This window comes from Nonomuraea sp. NPDC003754 (assembly GCF_053605785.1).
The window spans coordinates 144,478-165,184 of the sequence record NZ_JBSGJX010000007.1; the positions used below are offsets into that span (position 1 = coordinate 144,478).

Here is a 20,707-nt window from a genome sequence, read left to right on the forward strand (position 1 = left end):
GCTAACCGAGCCGCCGCCACACCCGGATGTCGCGTGTGCCATCGACCACGGCAGGCGTCGCACCCGCGCGCAGTCCGCTGGTACAGGCCCCGAGCACGGGCCACCGGCCTGGACCCACGAGCACGGCCCCTCAAACTGGGGCCTGCTGGGATCACCTCACGCGGGCACAACCCCACAGGTGCAGCCGCCTCATAGGCGCGGCCGACGAGCGCGGCCCCACAAGCGCAGCCCTACAAGTACCGCCCGACACATGCGGCCCCACAAGCGCGCAGCCCTACAAGTGCCGCCCCAACATGCGGCCCCACAAGCGCAGCCCTACAAGTACCGCCCCACACATGCGGCCGCGCAAGCGCAGCCTACAGGTGCCGCCCCACACATGCGCGGCCCTGCATGCGCCGAACCCACGGGTTCGGCCTGAAGGTACGGCCCGCGGGCACGGATCCGCGGGTGCCTCCCGCGAGTACGGGTCTACTGGTATGGGTCGCGGCCTTCGGCGACGGCCGCGAACAGGCTCGTGGCGTAGGCGTGGGCGGCCCGGTGCAGGCCGTGGCCGTAGCTCACCCTGGCGACGCCGAACGCGGCCAGTTCGGACAGCGAGGGGACGCCGGGACGGAAGTAGACGTTGATGGGCAGTTCGGCGGCCAGCGTCCTGATCTCCTCGGCGTCCGCGACGCCGATCGGGTAGACGCAGTCCACGCCCGCCTCCAGGTAGCGGCGGCCCCTGCGAAGGGCGTCCGCGGTGCTGCCGTCGCCCGCCACGTAGGTGTCGACGCGCGCGTTGACCACGAGATCGTCGCCGGCCGCCGCCTTCACCGCGGCGAGGAAGTCGGCCTGCTCCTCGGGGTCGATCAGCACGCCGTCGCGGGAGTCCTCCAGGTTGCAGCCGACCGCGCCCGACTCGGCCAGGCGCTCGGCCAGTTCGGCGGGCTTGAGCCCGTAGCCGCGCTCGACGTCGGCCGTCACCGGGACGCCGACCGCCCTGGCGATCCTGGCGATGGCAGCGAACATCTCCCCCGGCGGCGTCCGCTCGCCGTCCTCGTAACCGAGCACCGCCGCCACCGCCGCGCTGCCCGTGGCCACGACGGGGAAGCCGGCCTGCTCCACTGCTCCGGCCGACGCGGCGTCCCACGCGTTGGGCAGGATCAGCGGGCTCCCTTTCACGTGAAGGGAACGCAGGCGGGCGGCGGCAGTCACGATCGTCATGCCGCGGACCCTACGCACGCCTCCCGCCCGGCTGAAGGGCCACTCCGCGACGAAACACCTGAGCCCCCCTGAGAGTCACGAGCCCGTCCACGCGCCGTGAAGCCCACGGCGCGTGACCGCGGGCTCCACGGTCCTGATGGCGAAGCCGGGCCCGACCGTGAACACCTGGGCTCCACGGTCCCGATGGCGGAGCCGGGTGCGACCGTGAACACGTGGGCGCCACGGTCCTGATGGCGAGCCGGGTGCGACCGTGAACACGTGGGCGCCACGACCCTGATGGCGAGCCGGGCCCGACCGTGAACACGTGGGCGCCACGACCCTGGGGGTGAAGTCGGGCGCGACCGTGGAACACGCGGGCGTGACCGCAGGTGCGACGGCCCTTGAGGCCGGGCGCGACCGTGGAACCTGCGGCGACTGTGAACCCACAGACATGACCTCGGAAGCTACGAAGACCGTTGGGGCCGCGGGGCCGTACCCCCCGATCAGCAGCCGTTCTTCGCGCACTGCCCGGGGACGGCGCCCGGAGGGCCGTCGGCCGGGCCGGGCTCGGCGGGCTCGGACGGCCGGTCGGTGCCGCTCGAGGAGCCGGGATCGTCCTGCCGGTCGGTGCCGTTCTGGGAGCCGCCGGGCTCGTCCTTGGAGCCGTCGCCGCGGCTCGCGGGGCCCGCCGACCCGGAGTCGGAGTCGCCGGCGGGCCTGTCGGCGGGAGCGGGGTCGCCCCCGGCCGACTCGCCGCCCTCCTCGGGAAGCGTGGCGTCGCCCTCCGCGCTGTCGCCCGGATCGCCGAGGTCCTCTCCTGGCCCCTCGCTGTCCTCCTCGGCCGCGCCGGCGCCCGCCGGTCCCGATCCCTGCCGGGCCTCGTCGCCGGGCTGCGAGACCGACGTGCCCTTGCCGTCGCCGCCGGCGCCCAGCACCGCGAACCCGACCCCGCCCGCCGCGAGGAGGGCGACGAGGGCGGAGGCGGCGATGACGACGCCCTTCCTGCTCCTGCGCGGTCGTGGATCGTGTCCGGGCCCGGAGAGGATCTCCACTCCGTGGTCAGGCTGGCCCGTCGGGGAGGGGACGTGCCCGTGCATGAGAGAACTCCCTGCGGTCGTATCGGGGGAAACGCGATGGCTTCCGCGGGTGATGGACCACACTAACCGCAGGAGCCGAATGCCCGCACACCAATCACAAAGGAATCACGACTTGTCATCATTTGACGCCATATGCCCAGGTTGGCGGGCGAGAGCGGTTCCCATCGCGGGCGTGGCCGCCGTCCTCGGGACCGCCGGACTGGGGGTTTTCCTGGCGCTTCCTGCGGATATCGATGATCGTTCCGATGAGCGTCGGCCTGGGGCGATAAGGGCACTTACCGCAAATCCTGAAATATCAACTTCCACGGCGAAGACAGACTCCCCGTGGGTACGGCCGGTGCCCGCCCCGCCGTACTCAGCGGCCGGAGGGTGGTTCGGCGGCGGCCGCCCCGGGGAAACGGTGCCGCCCATGGACGGTGCGGCGTTCCTCGACGGAATGCCGCGGTCCGGCGGGCCGACGCTCCTCGACGGAACACTGCGGTCCGGCGGGGCGGCGGTGGTGGACGGGACGCCGCGCTCCGGTGGGCCGTCTCCGGCCGAGGGGGAACGCGTCGCTGGAGCGCCGCGTTCGGGTGGGGCCGCGGGCGTCGACGACGGAGCGCCGGGTTCGGATGGACCGGGGGAAGTCGGCGGAGCGCCTGGCTCCGGCCGGCCGACCGGTGACGAGGCCCCGGGCGGTCAAAACGGCGGCGCCCCGCCGCGGGCGAACGTGGCGGAGCGGACGCCGCGAAGCGAGCCCCGCACGCCCGCGGTCCAGCCGTCCGCGCCGGGCCCGGCGCCCGACCCCTGCGCCACGTTCCATGACCTGCGGCGCACTTACTGCTACGACGTGCTGGACCGCCTGTCCCCCTGAACGGCACGGCCGCCGCGAGGAGGCCTCCCCTGCCCGAACGGATACCCATGCCCCGGACACCGCCCCGGGGCGCCGCCACCCAGGAGGTCCCAGTGCCGGCGCTCCGGCCGAGGATGCAGACGGCCACGCCTCCCTACGCTCCGCTCAGGGATGCGACGGCCAAGCCGACCGGGGACGCGACGGCCAAGCCGACCGGGGACGCGACGGCCACGCCGGCTGGGGACGCGACGGCCGAGCTTCCGTCACCCGGGCTGACGCCGCCCAGGCGACCCTGGCTCGGGATGTCGACACATGAGGACGCCCCGGAATGACGCAGCCGCCGGCCGGGAGGCCGCGGCGCGGGATCACGAGGTTCCGGGGGGCGTCACCTCGAATGGCCCGCGGCGGGCACGGTTGCCTGGGGAAACCCGAAGGGCGGGGCCGCCCCACGTGCAGGAGCGCCCCGCCGTACGGCACGCGTCAGGAGGTGACGGCGCAGCCGGACGGTTCGACGGGCAGGGGCGCGGGCCTGCCGATGGTCGGCATGCCGAGCGCCACCCCCTTCGGCCTGGCAGCGGCGCCCTGGCGGGCTTCCCACGCGTCGCCCGCGCGGGTGCGGCGCAGCCCGAGCGGACGGTCGGCGACCAGGTGGTGCGGGGCGGCGTAGGTCACCTCGACCGTCACCATGTCGCCGGGCCGCGGCGCCTGCTCGCCCACCGCGAAGTGCACGAGCCGGTTGTCGGGCGCGCGGCCCGACAGGCGCCTGGTGGTCTCGTCCTTGCGGCCCTCACCCTCGGCGACCAGCACCTCGAGCGTGCGGCCGACCTGCTTCTTGTTCTCCTCCCAGGAGATCTCCTCCTGAAGGGCGATCAGGCGCTCGTAACGCTCCTGCACGACCTCCTTCGGCACCTGGTCGGGCATGGTGGCCGCGGGGGTGCCGGGGCGGATGGAGTACTGGAAGGTGAAGGCGTTGGCGAAGCGGCTCTGCCGTACGACGTCGAGGGTGCCCTGGAAGTCCTCCTCGGTCTCGCCGGGGAAGCCCACGATGATGTCGGTGGAGATGGCCGCGTCGGGCATGGCGGCGCGGACCCGGTCGATGATGCCGAGGAAACGCTCGGCCCGGTAGGAGCGGCGCATCGCCTTCAGGACCCGGTCGGAGCCCGACTGCAGCGGCATGTGGAGCTGGTGCATGACGTTCGGCGTCTCGGCCATGGCGGCGATGACGTCGTCGGTGAAGGCGGCCGGATGCGGGGAGGTGAAGCGGACCCGCTCCAGCCCCTCGATGTCGCCGCAGGCGCGCAGCAGCTTGCCGAAGGCGAGCCGGTCGCCGAACTCGACGCCGTAGGTGTTGACGTTCTGGCCGAGCAGCGTGACCTCGAGGACGCCCTGCTCCACCAGCGTCCTGACCTCGGCCAGGACGTCGCCGGGCCGCCTGTCCTTCTCCTTGCCGCGCAGCGAGGGCACGATGCAGAAGGTGCAGGTGTTGTTGCAGCCGACCGAGACCGACACCCATGCCGCGTACGGCGACTCGCGCTTGGTCGGCAGCGTCGAGGGGAAGACCTCGAGCGACTCCTTGAGCTCGACCTGCGCCTCCCCGGCGATGCGGGCGCGTTCGAGCAGCACGGGCAGCGACCCGATGTTGTGGGTGCCGAAGACCACGTCGACCCACGGGGCCTTGCGGACGATCTCGCCCTGGTCTTTCTGCGCCAGACAGCCGCCGACGGCGATCTGCATGTCGGGGTTCTTCAGCTTGGCCGGCCGTAGGTGGCCGAGATTGCCGTAAAGGCGGTTGTCAGCGTTCTCGCGAACGGCGCACGTGTTGAACACGACCACGTCGGCGTCCTGGCCCTCGGGGGCGGGAACGTAACCGGCGTCCTCCAGCAGGCCGGAAAGCCGCTCGGAGTCGTGCACGTTCATTTGGCACCCGTAGGTGCGCACCTGATAAGTCCGGGTCACAGTCATGGCACTTCCAAGCGTAGGCGTTCCGCCGCAACACTCGCGCCGGGGCCGAAAATGAGGATGCCGTGATCGGATCGGTACCACCCGGTTAGTGACCGTTGCGTCCGACCCCTCTACGTTGTCATCCATGACGGAGAACTCGACTCCGCTGGTCAAGCTGGAGAATGTCCAAAAGCACTTCGGGGCGCTGCACGTCCTGAAGGACATCAATCTGACCGTTTCCCGCGGTGAGGTCCTGGTCGTGATCGGCCCTTCGGGCGGTGGCAAGTCCACCCTCTGCAGGACGATCAACCGCCTGGAGACCATCGACGGCGGCCAGATCATCTTCGACGGCACTCCGCTTCCAGCCGAGGGCAAGGCGCTGGCGAGCCTCCGCTCCGAGGTCGGCATGGTCTTCCAGTCGTTCAACCTGTTCGCCCACAAGACGATTCGGGAGAACGTCACGCTCGGGCCGACCAAGGTGCGCGGCGTCGCCAAGGACAAGGCCGACAGGCGGGCGATGGAGCTGCTGGAGCGTGTCGGCATCGCCGCGCAGGCGGACAAGTATCCCGCCCAGCTGTCCGGCGGGCAGCAGCAGCGCGTGGCCATCGCCAGGGCGCTCGCGATGGACCCCAAGATGATCCTCTTCGACGAGCCCACCTCCGCACTGGACCCCGAGATGGTGCAGGAGGTTCTCGACGTCATGATCGGGCTCGCCCGCGACGGGATGACCATGGTGGTCGTCACGCACGAGATGGGCTTCGCCCGCCGGGCGGCCAACAGGGTGGTGTTCATGGCCGACGGCCAGATCGTCGAGGAGGCCACCCCCGAAGAGTTCTTCACCAACGCCCAGACCGATCGGGCCAAGGACTTCCTGTCCAAGATTCTTACGCACTAGAACTAGAAGAGGTGTCATACATGCGTGTTCAACGTGCGGGTGCCGCGATTGCGGCAGCGGGCGTCCTGGTCGGGAGCCTGGCGGCTTGTGGCGGCGACAAGACCTATTCCAGCGTGCTTGAGAAGGCCCAGGACGGTGCGACGGTCGTCGTCGGCACCAAGTGGGACCAGCCGAGCCTGGGCTTGAAGAAGGGCGCCGAGCCCGAGGGTTTCGACGTTGACGTCGCCAAGGCCGTGCTCAAGGAGATGAACGGCGGCAAGGATGTCAAGATCGAGTGGAAGGAGTCGGCCTCGTCCAACCGCGAGCCGTTCCTGGCCAACGGCACGGTCGACATCATCTTCGCCACCTACTCCATCACCGAGGCCCGCAAGCAGAAGGTCACCTTCGGCGGGCCGTACGTGGTCGCCCACCAGGACGTGATGGTCCGCGGCAACGACACCGCGATCACCAAGCCGCAGGACCTGACCGGCAAGCGCATCTGCAAGGCCTCGGGTTCCAACTCCTACAAGCGGATCACCGACCCGCCGCCGGACGGCCAGCTCGACCTCGACGCCACGACGGTCGACGCCGCCAACTACTCCGAGTGCGTCCAGAAGCTGCAGGGCAGCAACCTCGACGCCGTCACCACCGACGACCTGATCCTGGCCGGCTTCGCCAAGCAGGCGCAGGCCTCCGGTGGCAACTTCAAGGTGCTCGGCCAGCCGTTCACCGACGAGAAGTACGGCGTCGGCCTGAAGAAGGGCGACACCAAGACCTGCGAGGCCGTCAACACGGCCGTGGCCAAGCTGTGGCAGAACGGCACCATGAAGCAGCTGCTCGAGAAGTGGTTCGGCGGCATTCAGGGCCTGCAGCTGTCGTCGGAGGCCCCGAAGGCCGAGGGTTGCGCCTAGCCGGACGGCGAGCGACGGACCGGACGCGGCGGCCGGGTAGCCTCGGCCGCCGCTGTCATATCAACGGTGGAGCACTGTGGACGAACTGATTCAATACGCCCCTGAACTGGCGCGGGGGTTCATGGAGAACATCAAGCTCTCGCTCGTGGGCCTGGTGGTCTCCCTCACCCTCGGCACGGTGCTGGTGGCGATGCGGGTGTCTCCGATCCCCGTCATGCGCGTGGCCGGCACGGTCTACGTCAACATCGTGCGGAACACGCCGTTGACGCTGGTGCTGGCGTTCTCGGCGCTGGGCCTGAGCGACACGCTCGGCCTGGTCTTCTCCGACATACCGCGGACCAACTCCTTCTGGATCGTCGCGATGGGCCTGTCGTGCTACACGGCGGCGTTCGTCTGCGAGGCGCTGCGCGCGGGCATCAACACGGTGCCGCTCGGCCAGGCGGAGGCGGCGCGGGCGATCGGGCTGACGTTCTTCCAGTCGCTCAGGCTGATCATCCTGCCGCAGGCGTTCCGCGCGGTCGTGGCGCCGCTCGGCAGCGTGATCATCGCCATGGTGAAGAACACCACGGTGGCGACGGCGGGCGGCTTCCTCGGGGAGGTGGCGGCGACGATGAAGGAGATCTTCGACACCACCGGCGCCTCGATCCCGATCTTCGTGGGCATCGTGCTCGCGTTCATGGCCGTGACCCTGCCCATCGGCTACTTCACCGGATGGCTCTCCCGACGGTTGGCGGTGGCCCGATGAGCACCTCTGTCCTGTTCGACGCGCCGGGGCCGCGGGCCAAGATCCGCAACGGCATCCTGACGGTCGTCAGCGTGGTCGCGGTCGCGGCCGTGCTCTACGGCATCTACGCGGGCTTCGACGCCAAGAACCAGTGGGACGGCCGCATCTGGCGGCCGTTCCTGCAGGCCGAGACGTGGGAGATCTGGATCATCCCCGGCCTGATCGGCACGTTGCGGGCGGCGGCCGTGGCCGCTGTGCTCGCGCTGCTCTTCGGGGCGGTGTTCGGCCTGGCCAGGCTCTCCGACCACAAGTGGATCAGGGTCCCGGCGGGCGTGGTGGTCGAGGTCTTCCGCGCCATCCCGCTGCTGCTGCTGATCTTCTTCATCTTCTACCTGGCGCCCACGCTGTTCGGCGGCGGCGACTACGCCTTCATCTCGGTCGTCCTCGGCCTGATGCTCTACAACGGCTCGGTGCTGGCCGAAGTGGTCAGAGCCGGTGTGCTGGCCGTGCCCAAGGGCCAGTCGGAGGCGGCGTACGCGATCGGCATGCGCAAGAACCAGGTGATGCGGCTGGTCCTGCTGCCGCAGGCGGTCACCGCCATGATGCCGGCGATCGTCAGCCAGCTCGTGGTCCTGCTCAAGGACACCGCGCTCGGCTACATCATCGCCTACGTCGACCTGCTCAACACCGGCTTCAAGATCCTTCCCTCGGCGCTCTTCGGCTCGCTGATCCCGGCCGCGATCGTGATCGGCGTCATCTACGTCGGCCTGAACATGGCGCTGAGCGCGCTGGCCACCTGGCTGGAGCGGCGCAGCAGGCGCAGCCGCAAGACCGCGGCGCCGCCGGTCGTCCCGCCCGCCGCGGGCATGCTCGGCGGCGGACCCGCTCCGGCGGCCCCCGGCGCGGCGGAAGCCGTGGCCACGATGGAGTAACGGCCACGAGAGGCATGGTTTTCCGGCAGGATGCGGCTATGCCTCTCTGGCTTTCTCCCATCTCCACCACCGACGTCGCGAGCTCGGGCCTGCGGCTGGCGTGGCCCACCGTCTCCGGCGAGGAGATCTGGTGGACCGAGGACCGGCCCGACGAGGGCGGCCGCACCACGATCGTCCACCGGGCGGCCGACGGCACGCGCACCGAGCTGCTGGCCGCCCCGTGGAACGCCCGCAGCAGGGTCCACGAGTACGGCGGGCAGCCGTACCTGGTGACGCCGCGCGGGGTCGTCTTCGTCAACTTCGCCGACCAGCGCCTCTACCTGGTGACCTCCGGCGAGCCGCGACCGCTCACCGCCGACGACGGCTCCCGCTACGCCGACCTGCACCTCGGCGACGGCCGATTGTGGTGCGTGCGCGAACGCCACGACGGCAAGGTCACCCGCGCCATCGTCTCGATCCCCCTCGACGGCGGCGACGCCGGCGAGCTGGTGACTGGCAACGACTTCTACGCCTCCCCCACCCTCTCCCCCGACGGCCGGCACCTGGCCTACATCTGCTGGAACCACCCGCGCATGCCGTGGAACGGCACCGAACTGCGCGTCGTCCGCCTGTCCGACGGCGACTCGTGGACCGTCAAGGGCGGATCCACCGAGTCGGTCCTGGCGCCGCAGTGGAAGGACGACAGCCACCTCTACCTCGTCTCCGACTCGTCGGGCTGGTGGAACCTCTACCTGATCGGCATCCACGGCACCTCCCTCCAGGCGCTCCACCCGGCCGAGGAGGAGTTCGCGGGGCCGCTGTGGTTTCTGGGCGGCCAGCCGTACCAGGTGATGGGCGACGGGCGGCTCGCCGTCCTGCACGGGCGGGGCGACCTGCGCCTCGGTCTCCTCGACCCGCAGACCGGCGTCCTGAACGACCTCGACGTGCCCTACTCGGGGTGGGATCCGGCCCTGTCCGCCGACGGCACGATGCTGGCCGGAGTCGCGTACGGCGGGGCGATCCCCCGCTCGGTGGCCAGGATCGACACGGTGACCGGCAGGGTCGAGGGCCTGCGCCGCGACATCACCGAACTGCCCGACGTGGCCTACCTGCCCACGCCCGAACCCGTCGAGTTCACCGGCCGGCTCGGACGGCAGGTGCACGCCTTCCTCTACCGGCCGATCCACGCCGACGGCGCGGCACCCTACGTGGTGTTCGTCCACGGCGGGCCGACCGCGCACAGCAGCTCGGCACTCGACCTGGAGAAGGCGTTCTTCACCTCGCGCGGCATCGGCGTGATCGACGTCAACTACGGCGGCTCCACCGGGTACGGCAGGGCCTACCGCGACCGGCTGCGCGGCCAGTGGGGCATCGTCGACGTCGAGGACACCGTCGCCGCCGCCGAATGGCTCGTCGCCGAGGGGATCGCCGACCCGGCGCGCATCGCCGTCCGCGGGGGAAGCGCGGGCGGCTGGACGGTGATGGCGGCCTGCTGCCGGTCGGACGTCTTCGCCGGCGGCGTGTCCTACTACGGGGTGAGCGCGCTCGCCCCGCTCAACGCCCACACGCACGACTTCGAGTCGCGCTACACCGAATGGCTGGTCGGACCGGAGGATCCCGCGCTCTACGCCGGACGGGAGCCGCTGGCACTGGTCGGCGGGGTGTCGTGCCCGATGCTGCTGCTCCAGGGGCTGGACGATCCGGTGGTACCGCCCGCGCAGTCGTCGGCGTTCGCCGACGCGCTGTCGGAGCGAGGGGTGTCGTGCACGTATCTCGCGTTCGAGGGGGAGTCGCACGGCTTCCGCCGCACGGAGACGAGGACGGCGGCGCTGGCCGCCGAGCTGTCGTTCTACCAGCAGATCTTCACGTTGCCGTAGGGGCCGGGGCGGCGGCCCGCGCACCACGGGCGCGGGACCGGCCTCAGGCTTCGAGCCGGTGGTTGGTCGCGGGACCGGCCCCGGCCGGCGGACCGAAGGACCCGGCCGGCGTCCCCGACGTGACGGCGGGCACCGAAGTCCTGCTGGAGCACGCGTGGGAGGACGGACGGTCACCGGTGACCCCGGTGGCCTCGACCGTGGCGTGCCGTGCGGGAAGGACCGGACGGCGTCAGCGGGCGAACTCGGTGGCCCGGGACTCGCGGACGACGGTGATGCGGATCTGGCCGGGGTAGGTGAGCTCCTCCTCCACCTGCTTGGCCACGTCGCGCGCGATCACCTGGGCCTGGATGTCGTCGACGGCGTCCGGCTTGACCATGACGCGGATCTCGCGGCCCGCCTGCATGGCGAACACCTTGTCCACCCCGTCGAAGGAGGTGGCGATCTCCTCCAGGCGCTCCAGCCGCTTCACGTACGCCTCCAGCGACTCGCGCCGCGCCCCCGGCCGCGACCCGCTGATCGCGTCGGCAGCCTGGGTGAGCACCGCCTCCACCGTGCGCACCTCGACCTCGTTGTGGTGCGCCTCGATGGCGTGGACGACGTCCTCGTGCTCGCCGTAGCGGCGAGCGATCTCCGCGCCGATCAGCGCGTGGCTGCCCTCGACCTCGTGCGTGAGCGCCTTGCCGATGTCGTGCAGCAGCGCGCACCGCTTCAGCAGCTGATGGTCCATCTTGAGCTCGGCGGCCATGATCCCGGCGATGTGCGCGGACTCGATCAGGTGCTTGAGCACGTTCTGCCCGTAGCTGGTGCGATAGCGCAACTGGCCCAGCAGCAGCGTCAGCTCCGGGTGCATGTCGGTGATCCCGAGCTCGACCAGCGCGTCCTCGCCCGCCCGCGCGCACAGGTCCTGCACCTCCTGGCGGCTGCGGTCGTGGGCCTCCTCGATGCGCTGCGGGTGGATCCGCCCGTCGAGCACGAGCTTCTCCAACGTCAGCCGCGCCGTCTCCCGCCGCACCGGGTCGAAACAGGACAGCAGCACCGCCTCGGGCGTGTCGTCGATGATGAGGTTGACCCCCGTCGTCGACTCGAACGCCCTGATGTTGCGCCCCTCACGGCCGATGATCCGGCCCTTCATGTCGTCACCGGGCAGGTGCAGCACGCTGACCACGGACTCCGCCGTCTGCTCGGCCGCGATCCGCTGCACCGCCAGCGTCACGATCTTGGTGGCGCGCTTCTCGCCTTCCTTGCGGGCGTCGCTCTCGATCTCCCTGACGATCAGCGCGGCCTCGCGCTTGGCCTGGTTCTCGATCTCCTTGACCAGCTCGTTCTTGGCCTGATCGGACGTCAGCCCCGCCACACGCTCGAGAATGGCCCGGCGCTCGGTCTCGACCTGCAGCAGCTCCTCACGGCGGTCGGCCAGCTCCGTCTCGGTCTCGGCAAGCTTCCTGCCCCGCTCGGTCTGCCGTCGAGCCTCCTCGTCGAGCCGCTGCTCCCGCTCGCCCAGGCGGTTCTCCCTCCGCTCCAGGTCGGCCCGCAGCTCCTTCAGCTCGTTCTTGAGGATGCGGCTCTCCTCCTCGACCTGCTGCCGCATCTGCGCCGCCGTCTCTGCCGCCATCTCCGACCTGCGCAGGATCTCGACGGCGTCGGACTGGGCCTTGTCCCTGATCTGTACGGCTTCGCGGCGCGCCTCCTCCAGCTCCGACTGCACCGCGGCCAGCTCGTCCGGTGACGGTTTGACCGCCTGAGGCGGCGTCAGGGCGGCAGTACGGCGCAACAGCACGACAAACGCGACGATCATCACGCACGCCAGCAGGAGCACCGCCACCGCCAGCACCACGACAGGCGTCTCCATGTGCGCCCCGCCCTCCTCGCGTCACAGCTTCCAAACGCCCCAGGAGGGGTCACGTGCACGGCACGGATCGCCCCATCGGTGTCTCCACCAGGACAAATATCAAGCCAAGGCGGACCGGGCGTCGACGTGGACCGCCGACACCTTGTCGTTCATGGTCAATCGAGCTCGCTCGTCCGTAGTTCACCGGTATGGCAATCCGCACTGCGCGGAGTAACTCCTCACTGCCGTCGAGGTTATGCGTCGAAGAGGTAACGGGCAAGCAAAGACTCATTGTCAAGCGTGTCCTACCATCAAATCGAGCACATACCGCACGATCTTTCCCAAAATTGCCGACATGCCGTCATTTACCCAGCTAATCCTGACCTGACGCGCCCCGGAGACGCTGATCTCAGCACCTCTTACCGGTTCATGACCGGACCTCCGCACCACCCCTGATCATGATCGTCGGAGGGTCGGAGCGACCACGATCAGGCCTGCTCGAACCGGCGTTTCCACCGCGCCTGACGGGCTCCTCGCGGATCATCCCACCGGCCCCGGTGCGGGGCTCCTTAGTTTGGAGAACGGTCTAACGTCCGGGGGCGATCGCACGGTCCCCCGACTCCCCCGCACGACGGGTCGTGCAGCCCCATGACCAGCGCAACCACCCTCGACGGGCCCGCCCAGGCCCCAGCTCCCGGGCAAGGCGAGGTCGGCGAGACCTCATGGCCGGGTCAAGCACCCGCCGTCGCCAGGAAAACCCACCCTCCTCGGCTGAGGGAGGCCGCCTACCGCTCGTCCGAGGGAGACCGCGTGCCGCTGTCTGGAGGGTGCCACCTACCGCCTCGGATGGTGGAGAAGCCCCTGCCGCGGCGGAGAAGCCCCGCCCGCCTCCGCGTCGCGAGGGAGCCGCAAAGCACTCCCTCCGCGTCGTGGGGAGCCGCAAAAAGCTCCCTCCGCGTTGCGGAGAAGCCGCGGACCACCCCTTCGCGACGCGAGAAGCCGCAAAACACTCCCCCCGCGTCTAGGGGAAGTCGTCCTCCACCTCGACACCCTCGCTCTCCAGCGCCTCACGGACCACCCGGTAGGCCACCCCTGCCCCGTACCCCTTCCGCGCCAGCATCCCGGCCAGCCGCCGGGTGCGGGCCTGCGGATCAAGCCCACGGGTGGAGGCGAGCTTGCGTTCGACGAGCCTGCGGGCCGTCTCCACCTCCTGGTCGGAGTCGACACGCTCGACGGCCTCGTTGATCGTGTCGCTGTCGACGCCCCGGTGCCGCAACTCCGCCGCCAACGCCCGACGTGCGAGCCCCCGACCATGGTGCCGGGAGTCCACCCACGCGTCGGCGAACGCCTCGTCGTTGATCAGCCCCAGCTCGGTGAACCGATCCAGCACCGCCTCCGCGGCCTCCCTGGGCACATCGCGCTTCCGCAACGCCTCGGCGAGTTGCGCCCTCGTCTTCGGCGCCATCGTGAGCAGCCTCAGGCAGATGGCCCGCGCGACCGACTCCGGGTCCGCCTCGGGGCCCGAGGCCGCCTCGGACCCTTCCTGCGGCCCCTCCGCCCAGCCTGCGGAGCGAGCTCTGCCGCTTCCCTTCCGCGACCCGCCGCCGCGCCGCCTTCCCTGCCCCTGACGCCGCCCCTCACGGCGCCCATCTTCCGCCCCGGACCATCCTTCAACAGAACCGTCCTTCGACCCGAACAGGCCACCCTCGGGCCCGTCCCCGGCCCTCAACAGGCTGCCACCGGGCCCCTCTCCCGACCCGAACAGGCCATCACCGGGCCCCTCTCCGAACCCGAACAGGCCGTCACGGGATCCCACCCGGGCGTCACCAGGCCGGTCTTCCGCCCCGGACCGCCCTTCACCAGGCTCCTCTCCGAACCCGAACAGGCCATCACGGGGCTGCTCTTCCGCTCCGGACCATCCTTCGGCAGGACCGACTTTCGCCCCGGACCGCGCTTCACCAGGCCCGTCTTCGGACCCGAACCGTCCTTCACCGGCACCCAGGTCCGGCGCCGACCTGTAAGGACCGACTCCGGCCGCGTCCGTCTGCCGCTCCTGGGGCTCGTCGTCCTGCTCCCGGTGTCCCTGCTCGTCGTGTGGCGGACGCTCGGCCGAGCCTCGCCTCCGGGGGATGGACTGTGGCCACCCCGTAGGGCCCTTGCCGCCGACCTCCCCGACGCCCCCGGAACCGGACGTTCCGGAAACGGCAGGACGGTAATCGCTGGATGGCCCAGCCGACCACGCGGCATCCGACGCTCTGTTCGGCGGGTCCTCTCCCCTGGCCCACTCGGGCGCCTCACCCTCGGAGTCGAAGTCGACGAAGCCGTCACCTGAGCCGAAGCCAGCACGCCCCCGTCCCGAGCCGGCACGATCCCGGCCTCGGCTGCTACCCCAGCCGCCCTCAGCGCGACCATCCGAACGGCGACCGCCCCGACTGCCATCGCTACGCCGGCCTGAGGAGCTTGCATCCCAGCCGCCCCCATCACGGCCGGCACCCCGGTCGCCATCAAGCTGTCGCCCCGAGTCGCTCGCCCCCCAACCACCGTCACCGCGGCTGCCTGAAGCACCCCAACCACCGTCACCACGGCTGCCTGAAGCGCTTCCGCCCCGGCCGCTCTCACCACGGCCACGTGAAGCGCCAGCGCCCCGGCCGCCCTCGCCACGGCCACCCGAGGCACTCACACCCCGAGCGCCATCACCACGGCCGCCTGAAGCACCCCAACCACCGTCACCACGGCCACGTGAGGCGTTCCCGCCCCGGCCGCCATCGCCATGACCATCCGTGCTGCCGTCATCCCAGCCGCTGTCGGCGTGATCGGTCGAGAGGTCGTCACCCCAGCCGGTAGGGGTCGAGGAACGCCTTCCCGTAGACCCGGCGCCACCACGGGTCGACCGAGGGGCGCTGTCGTCACTGCCGGTCCAGCGGGACTCACCTCGGGCGCCGCGGGAGCCCTTACGCGAGCGTGATGCCCCGCGACTCCCCGACAGGCCGTCGTCGCCGGAAGCGAGCCCACGTTCCGAGTGGGTGCCGTCATCTCCTGACTCCAGCCACCCGTACGGCCGGCCGCCGTCATCGCCGGAGTCGAGCCACGCGTTCGACCCGCTGCCGTCGTCGCCCGAGCCGAGCCCTCCCTCGGGGACGGCCCACTGGTCCCTGGACGGTCGGGCCTGAGACCGGCGCTTGGATCGTGGTTCCCGCTGCGGGATGTCAGGCCACGCGCCCCAGTCATGCGCCGCCCCCGGACGGTCATCCTCTTCCTCTCGGCGGGAGGGCGGTTTCAGTGCGGTGGTGTCTGCCACGGGGTCTTCTGTACGCGCGCTGCTGGGCGATGGTTCCGGCGAGGCCGTGTTCTCGCCGGCCGACGGAGCGGCGGCCGGTTCTCTGACGACAGGGTCGCCACGATCGTCCCGAGAAGCGCCCCCTTCGCCCCCACCGGCCGCCTGAGCGAAGGACGGGCGTCCCTCCCCATGGGACGAGCGTCCCTCCGCGTGGGACGAACGCTCCGCCACGAGTGGAGTCGGTCCCTCGGTGTGGGAGCTGCCGCCCTCCACACGGGCAGTCCGTTCCCCGGCCCGGGAAGTGCCGCCCTCCACACGGGCAGTCCGTTCCTCGGCCCGGGAAGTGCGGTCTTCCACACGGGAGGCGCGTTCGTCTCGTGTCGAGGGACGCGCCTCTGCCTGGGGCGTCCGATCCCCACTATCGGAGGCGCGGTCGTCAGGGTGGTCGGTGGGTTCAGCGCTGCTGGTGGGTGACCAGGCCGGGCCTGTCGCGGCGAACGGCCAGGCGGGGGCGGGCTCGTCGGCCGAACGCGGCCGTGCCCGGCCTCTTCCACGCGACGCGCGGGGTGAGGCCAGGTCGGCGACGCCGTCGGGAATGCTGCCCCAGGCGTCCGCGCCGGTGCTGTTCGTGTCCCACGAACCCGTGCTCCGGGATGCCGTGCCCCAACTGTCGGCGCCCGCGCTGTTCGTCTCCCACGAACCCGAGCCAGGGGATCCCGTGTCCCAGGTGTCCGCGTCCGTGCTGTCCCCGCCCCACGGACCTGAGCCAGTGGGCCCCGGGCTCCAGGCGTCCGAGCCGGCACTGTCCGTGCCCCACGACCCTGAATCCTGGGTCCCCGTGTCCCAGGATTCAGGGTCGGCGCTGTTCGTGTCCCGCGAGCCCGAGCCAGAGGGTCCCGGGCTCCAGGCATCCGCGCCGGCACTTTCCGCGTCCCATGAACCCGAGCCCCGGGATTCCGAAAGTCGGGATGCTGTGCTCCAGATGCCCGAGTTCCACTGGTCAGCGTCATACCGCCGGCCGGGGCCCCAGCCGGTGGGGTTCCGTAGGTCCCAGGAACCAGAGTCGAGTGAGGTCCGCGAGTCGGGGTCTGCCGTGTGCCGGCCGTCCGGTCCGCGGTCATCGAGGCCCCAGCGGTCGCGGGGTCGGTCACCGGTGTCGCGGCCGTCATGGTCGCTACTGGCCAGGGGGTGGTGTGCGCAATCGTGAGGGTCACCGGCGAAGGTGCCGTCGTCGGTCGAGGGCTCACCGTGGGCGGGGGTGACGGCATCGCGGTCGCCGGAAGACGTGGGAGGGGTGGCTGAGCCGCCGCGCAGTTCGGAGGCGGTCGTGGGAGAACCCGCCACCTCCGAGGGAGTGCGCGCGTCAGGACCCTGGCCCGGCCGCTGGAGGGTCGCGGAGGCGGGCGGCTCCGGCGTGGAGCCGGAGGGCCGCTGGTCAGGGTCCGACGACGTGCTCATGGCTCAGCCCGGATCAGACGTCACCAGGCTTGGGCGCGGAAGCCTTGGAGCCGCGGCCCGAGGAGGCGGGAGCCGGAGGGGCGGCGGGAGCGGCGGCCTCGGCGGGCGCGTCGACGCGCGGGCCCACGCCCAGCTTCTCCTTGATCTTCTTCTCGATCTCGTTGGCCACGTCGGGGTGGTTGCGCAGGAAGTTACGCGCGTTCTCCTTGCCCTGGCCGAGCTGGTCGCCCTCGTAGGTGTACCAGGCGCCGGACTTGCGGACGAAGCCGTGCTCCACACCCATGTCGATGAGGCCGCCCTCACGGGAGATGCCCACGCCGTACAGGATGTCGAAGTCGGCGACGCGGAAGGGCGGCGCCATCTTGTTCTTGACGACCTTGACGCGGGTGCGGTTGCCGACCGCCTCCGTGCCGTCCTTGAGCGTCTCGATGCGCCGGATGTCGAGGCGGACCGAGGCGTAGAACTTCAGCGCCTTACCACCGGTCGTGGTCTCGGGCGAGCCGAACATGACACCGATCTTCTCGCGCAGCTGGTTGATGAAGATGGCGGTGGTGCCGGTGCTGTTGAGCGCGCCCGCGACCTTGCGCAGCGCCTGGGACATCAGACGGGCCTGGAGACCGACGTGGCTGTCGCCCATCTCGCCCTCGATCTCGGCCTTGGGCACCAGGGCGGCGACCGAGTCGATGACGATGATGTCGACGGCGCCCGAGCGGATCAGCATGTCGGCGATCTCCAGCGCCTGCTCACCCGTGTCGGGCTGGGAGACGAGCAGCGCGTCGGTGTCGACGCCGAGCTTCTTGGCGTATTCGGGGTCGAGGGCGTGCTCGGCGTCGATGAACGCGGCGATGCCGCCGGCCCGCTGGGCGTTGGCCACCGCGTGCAGCGCCACCGTGGTCTTACCGCTGGACTCGGGACCGTAGACCTCGATGATGCGGCCGCGGGGGAAACCACCGATGCCGAGCGCGACGTCGAGCGCGATCGAACCGGTCGGGACAACCTCGATGGGAGCCCTGGCGTCATCGCCGAGGCGCATGACGGAGCCCTTGCCGAACTGCCGCTCGATCTGTGCGAGGGCAGTCTCAAGGGCCTTCTCGCGGTCGTTGATAGCCATGGGAACTCCCCGGGAGGGTCGTGGTGTGGTCGGTCGAGTGAAAGCTACGCGGTGGGACCGACAATTTTCCGCCGGACGCGCGAGGCACCGTGGCCGGCGCTTCTCATGGTAGCCGAACGGCTGTTCGATCGCGCCTCGAACACGCCGACCACCCGCCGTGCCCGGCCGACATTCCCTGACAATCCGCCGGGCCGGTTGCCATGGCCGCTGACCTGGGGAGATCCTGTTGGAAAGGTCGAGAGGCGGCGACGTGACGAGCACGTACACCGGGCAGCGGCGCACCCACCTGGAGGCGCTCGCGGCGTTGCTCCCCGGCTGTGGGCTCGTGGGGCGCATGATCGGCGGCGACGACCCGGTGCTGTGGGTGTGGCATCCGCGCACGGGCCGCCAGACCATCATCTTCGCGACCCCGTCCGCCGCCGCGTGGGTCTTCCTGTGGTCGCCGGGCGGCCAGGGCCACGCCGACGATCCCGCCGGTACGGCGGAGGCGCTCCACACCTGCCTGACCGACGAGTGACCCGGACCGGTACGGCAAGCGCGAGCCGGAGAAGCGCCCCCGATCGGTACGGCACACGCGGACCCCGCCGAGCGACCCGGACCTCTACGGCCCGCGCGACCCAGCCGAACGACCCAGCCGAACGACCCCCGCCGCTACGGCACGCGGGAGCCGCTCTGCGGACACCGCACGCGCCTGTCACCCGACGAACGACGCCCGCAGGCCCGCCACGGTGTTCGCCAGGCCGTCGGCCGCGGCCCGGTCGAGCGCTCCCGTGAGCGTCTCCTCGTAGGCCGCTCTCGCCCCGTTCCTGCGTTCCCTGCCCGCCTCGGTGATCACCGTGTAGACGCCTCGCCGATCCTTGGCGCACAGGTCGCGGCGGGTCAGCCCGGACGCCTCGAGCCGTCCCACCAGGCGGGTGACCGAGCTCTGGTTGAGCCCGAGCAGGTCGGCCAGCTCCTGCATGCGCAGCTCGCCGTCGGCGGCCGCGGACAGGTGGCACAGCGCTCGATACTCCGACAGGCCGAGGCCGTGCCGCTGCAACGCGGTGGCGAGTGCGTGCTCCACCCTGGCGTGCAGCCGTACCACCCCGGCCCAGACGTCCTGGTCGAGCGTCGCCATCGGTTCCTCCTACGGTGTCGGCGCCCACTTTATGGACAGGCGACGAACTCAGGCGCGTCCGAGGTGCCCGAGCACGAAGGCGGCCCGTTCCGCAACGGGAGCGCGCGGCAGTTCCACCAGTTCGTAGCCGTAGTCGAGGTAGGCCGAGGACACGGAGGCGTAGGTCCGCTCGGCCTCGTCGGGCGTCTGCTTCCGCTCGGCGTCGTTCTCGTAGATCTCCGGCCACGGCGGCGCGACGAAGACCGTGCGGTGGTAGCGGAAGCGCCTGGCCGCGGCGTCGACGTGGGCGGGCACGGGACGCCCTTCGAGGCGCAGGTAGCCCACGACGTCGACCACTCCCCTGTCGAAGGCGACGGTGCCGTCCATGGCCTCGGCGAGACGGTAGGAGCGTAGTTCCCAGCTCAGCATCAGCTCGGCGAACAGGTCGACGTCCTTCCACGGCAGCGCCTGGCCGCCGATGGCCACCTGGTCCTGGATGATCGCCCGCCCCGCCTCCCGCGAGCCGGACAGGCCCAGGCGGTCGATCAGGGTGCTCTTGCCCGATCCGGGGCCTCCGGTGAAGACCACGAGCCGCGGCCCCGCCGTGCAGCACGAGCAGGTGTGCACCGTTCCTCCCCGGCGGTCAGCGCAGCTTGCCGTCGACGTTCTCCACCTGGCACACCGCGCGCCAGACGTCCTTGGCGCTCTCGCCCTGGGCCAGTGCCTGCTCGACCGTGCGCCCGCCCAGCGGGGCGAGCACGTAGTCCCTGGCCCACGACTCGGCGTAGACGTCGCCGAAGTGGGCCCGCATCCTTCTCCAGAACTCGGTCAGACGCATGCTCCCCAGTATGGAACCCGCCCCGCACTGGGTAGGACAGACCGTATGGCGAAATCCTCCAAAGCGGCTCCCAAGCCGTCAATCGATTCCAGGTCACATCGGGAGCGACGCCGCGCCCTGCTCCTGCAGCAGCGGCTCGCCGTACAGAAGGAGAAGGCCGAGCGCGCCGAGCGGCACGCCGGTCTGAGGGCCGAACCCCGTGAGGGTGCGCCGCGCACCCGCAGGGCGTCACGAAGGTAGCGGCTACAGCACGCGCGAGCCGTACATCTCCCCCAGATGGTCGGCGAGCAGCTCCAGTCGGGCGCCGTCGGGGTCCCTGAAATAGATGGAGGCGCCGCTCTCGATCTGGTGCGGCACGCCGGCCATCTCCAGCTTGCCGCGCAACCGTTCCCACGTCGCGGGGTCCACGGAGATCGCGATGTGGTGCAGCCCGCCCAGGACCTCCTGGTACGGCCCCAGGTCGAGCCCGGGGAAGTCGAAGAACGCCAGCAAATTGCCGTTGCCGATGTCGAAGAAGAAGTGGTTGGAACCCTTGTAGTCACGGTTCTCGAAGATCTCCGTGAGGGGGAACTCCAGGAGCTCCTGGTAGAACCGGACCGTCCGCTCCACGTCGGAGGACAGCAGTGCGAAGTGGTGCAGACCGCGCGCGCTGCTCGATGGACGGTGCGGGAGGAGGTACTGCCGCTTGATACGCTCGCGATCAGCCTCGATGGCTGCGTAATCGATGGTCACGTCGCTTCACCTCTCCCG

16 protein-coding genes are annotated in these 20,707 nt (G+C 70.8%); 6 read left to right on the top strand and 10 right to left on the bottom strand.

Annotated features, from left to right (window positions below):
• Window positions 1–468: 468 nt before the first annotated feature.
• The 3 genes from ACWEVS_RS11545 to miaB all read right to left on the bottom strand — a co-directional run bounded on the left by ACWEVS_RS11545 (window position 469) and on the right by miaB (window position 5,073).
• The gene (locus ACWEVS_RS11545; RefSeq protein WP_449916802.1) at window positions 469–1,203 is read right to left on the bottom strand and encodes an isocitrate lyase/PEP mutase family protein; all 735 of its coding nucleotides are present in this window, start codon (window positions 1,201–1,203) and stop codon (window positions 469–471) included.
• Between the two features lie 482 nt (window positions 1,204–1,685).
• Entirely contained in the window at window positions 1,686–2,279 is a 594-nt protein-coding gene (locus ACWEVS_RS11550) for a hypothetical protein (protein ID WP_449916804.1), read from the bottom strand.
• 1,312 nt (window positions 2,280–3,591) lie between these two features.
• The gene (miaB, locus tag ACWEVS_RS11555) at window positions 3,592–5,073 is read right to left on the bottom strand and encodes a tRNA (N6-isopentenyl adenosine(37)-C2)-methylthiotransferase MiaB (RefSeq protein WP_452551201.1); all 1,482 of its coding nucleotides are present in this window, start codon (window positions 5,071–5,073) and stop codon (window positions 3,592–3,594) included.
• A 124-nt stretch (window positions 5,074–5,197) separates the two neighbouring features.
• Between miaB and ACWEVS_RS11560 the strand changes: the two genes are divergently transcribed.
• The 5 genes from ACWEVS_RS11560 (at window position 5,198) to ACWEVS_RS11580 (ending at window position 10,349) form a co-directional block, all read left to right on the top strand.
• A complete protein-coding gene (locus ACWEVS_RS11560) occupies window positions 5,198–5,947 on the top strand; it encodes an amino acid ABC transporter ATP-binding protein (RefSeq protein ID WP_354906638.1) in 750 nt (249 codons plus the stop codon).
• 20 nt (window positions 5,948–5,967) lie between these two features.
• Window positions 5,968–6,837: a glutamate ABC transporter substrate-binding protein gene (locus tag ACWEVS_RS11565; protein WP_452412736.1), complete on the top strand. Its 870-nt coding sequence runs from the start codon at window positions 5,968–5,970 to the stop codon at window positions 6,835–6,837.
• Window positions 6,838–6,913: 76 nt separating this feature from the next.
• Window positions 6,914–7,582 (top strand): amino acid ABC transporter permease, encoded by a 669-nt coding sequence (locus ACWEVS_RS11570; RefSeq protein WP_449916813.1) that lies wholly within the window; start codon window positions 6,914–6,916, stop codon window positions 7,580–7,582.
• Window positions 7,579–8,493 (top strand): amino acid ABC transporter permease, encoded by a 915-nt coding sequence (locus tag ACWEVS_RS11575; protein WP_449916815.1) that lies wholly within the window; start codon window positions 7,579–7,581, stop codon window positions 8,491–8,493. The genes ACWEVS_RS11570 and ACWEVS_RS11575 overlap by 4 nt, the downstream gene beginning before the upstream one ends.
• 38 nt (window positions 8,494–8,531) lie before the next feature.
• On the top strand, window positions 8,532–10,349 hold the full coding sequence (locus tag ACWEVS_RS11580; RefSeq protein ID WP_452551203.1) for a S9 family peptidase: 1,818 nt from the start codon (window positions 8,532–8,534) through the stop codon (window positions 10,347–10,349).
• 229 nt (window positions 10,350–10,578) lie between these two features.
• Here ACWEVS_RS11580 and rny read toward each other — a convergent pair whose 3' ends face one another.
• From rny to recA, 3 genes are all read right to left on the bottom strand, one after another.
• Entirely contained in the window at window positions 10,579–12,198 is a 1,620-nt protein-coding gene (gene rny, locus ACWEVS_RS11585; protein ID WP_354906643.1) for a ribonuclease Y, read from the bottom strand.
• A gap of 1,000 nt (window positions 12,199–13,198) precedes the next feature.
• On the bottom strand, window positions 13,199–13,663 hold the full coding sequence (locus tag ACWEVS_RS11590) for a regulatory protein RecX (protein WP_449917569.1): 465 nt from the start codon (window positions 13,661–13,663) through the stop codon (window positions 13,199–13,201).
• Between the two features lie 3,262 nt (window positions 13,664–16,925).
• The gene (recA, locus tag ACWEVS_RS11595) at window positions 16,926–18,023 is read right to left on the bottom strand and encodes a recombinase RecA (RefSeq protein ID WP_354906645.1); all 1,098 of its coding nucleotides are present in this window, start codon (window positions 18,021–18,023) and stop codon (window positions 16,926–16,928) included.
• 226 nt (window positions 18,024–18,249) lie between these two features.
• Between recA and ACWEVS_RS11600 the strand changes: the two genes are divergently transcribed.
• Window positions 18,250–18,540: a hypothetical protein gene (locus ACWEVS_RS11600; RefSeq protein ID WP_354906646.1), complete on the top strand. Its 291-nt coding sequence runs from the start codon at window positions 18,250–18,252 to the stop codon at window positions 18,538–18,540.
• A 177-nt stretch (window positions 18,541–18,717) separates the two neighbouring features.
• On the opposite strand, the gene ACWEVS_RS11605 is transcribed toward ACWEVS_RS11600, so the two are convergent.
• The 4 genes from ACWEVS_RS11605 to ACWEVS_RS11620 all read right to left on the bottom strand — a co-directional run bounded on the left by ACWEVS_RS11605 (window position 18,718) and on the right by ACWEVS_RS11620 (window position 20,689).
• A complete protein-coding gene (locus ACWEVS_RS11605) occupies window positions 18,718–19,140 on the bottom strand; it encodes a MarR family winged helix-turn-helix transcriptional regulator (RefSeq protein WP_449916823.1) in 423 nt (140 codons plus the stop codon).
• Between the two features lie 48 nt (window positions 19,141–19,188).
• A complete protein-coding gene (locus ACWEVS_RS11610) occupies window positions 19,189–19,746 on the bottom strand; it encodes an AAA family ATPase (protein ID WP_449916825.1) in 558 nt (185 codons plus the stop codon).
• Between the two features lie 16 nt (window positions 19,747–19,762).
• Window positions 19,763–19,957, bottom strand: coding sequence for a DUF3046 domain-containing protein (locus ACWEVS_RS11615; protein WP_354906647.1), 195 nt, complete (start codon window positions 19,955–19,957; stop codon window positions 19,763–19,765).
• Between the two features lie 243 nt (window positions 19,958–20,200).
• The gene (locus ACWEVS_RS11620; protein ID WP_354906648.1) at window positions 20,201–20,689 is read right to left on the bottom strand and encodes a VOC family protein; all 489 of its coding nucleotides are present in this window, start codon (window positions 20,687–20,689) and stop codon (window positions 20,201–20,203) included.
• Between the last annotated feature and the right edge of the window lie 18 nt (window positions 20,690–20,707).